Origin of the sequence: Enterococcus italicus DSM 15952 (genome assembly GCF_000185365.1) — a bacterium.
Lineage (GTDB): Bacteria > Bacillota > Bacilli > Lactobacillales > Enterococcaceae > Enterococcus_G > Enterococcus_G italicus.
In genome coordinates this window covers 1-1062 of the sequence record NZ_GL622265.1, presented here as the reverse complement: position 1 = coordinate 1062, position 1062 = coordinate 1, and the positions used below count along the sequence as shown (strand labels likewise).

Genomic DNA, 1062 nt, shown 5'->3' with positions numbered 1-1062 from the left:
GAAAAAAGTTAGCTAAAGACGAAGGCATCAGTCGAGGATCGCTTTACCAATGGAAAAATACGTTTCTTGGAAAGGATTTCCCATTTCGCATGACTTCAAAAAATCAAGGCAACCAAAAAGAATTACTTTTAAAAGAAGTGGAAGAATTACAAAAACAAGTACACCAATTACAACTCGAAAAAGCATTGCTAGAGGGAGCTGCTGAACTGCTAAAAAAAGAAAAAGGCATCAATCTTCTTTATCTATCAAATCAAGAAAAAACGATATTGATTGATGCTCAACGAAATCGATTTACGTTGAAGGAGCTGCTTCAACAACTTAAGTTGTCTAAAAGTAGCTATTTTTATCAAAAAAAGGCACTTGAGAAACCAGATAAATATGTTGAAGAACGTCAATTGATCATGACTATTTTCAACAGTAACTTCTGTGCTTATGGTTACCGCAGAATTCACCAAGCTTTAAAAAACATGGGGAAAAGCCTATCTGAAAAAGTCATACGTAGATTAATGCTTGAGGAAAACTTGATGATTAAATTTTCTAAGCGAAAAAAATACTCTTCATATGTTGGAGAAATTACTCCTGCACAACCAAATCTTTTGAATCGTAATTTCAAAGCAGAAAAACCAAATGAAAAATGGTTAACAGATATTACTGAGTTTAAAATTCCTGTAGGAAAAGTTTATTTATCCCCACTTGTTGATTGTTATGATGGAGCTATTATTAGCTGGACCATCGGAACAAAGCCTGATTCAGAATTAGTGAATACTATGCTAGATACTGGGATAGCTACCTTGCAAGATCAAGAATACCCGATTATTCATTCGGATCGTGGTGCTCACTATCGATGGCCAGGTTGGATCGAACGAATGAACAAGGCAAACTTGCCTCGTTCTATGTCTAAAAAGGGGTGCTCGCCAGATAACTCAGCGTGTGAAGGTTTCTTTGGACGTTTAAAGAATGAAGTGTTTTATCAACGTGACTGGAAAAACACAACAATCAATCAGTTTATCGATCAGGTAGATGACTATATCCATTGGTACAATAATCAACGAATCAAGTTAT

General features: G+C 35.4%; 1 protein-coding gene. It reads left to right on the top strand.

All coding sequences use genetic code 11. The features are described 5' to 3' along the window. Window positions 1–1062: IS3 family transposase (locus HMPREF9088_RS11155; RefSeq protein WP_007209366.1), on the top strand; the 1062-nt coding region annotated here is incomplete at both ends.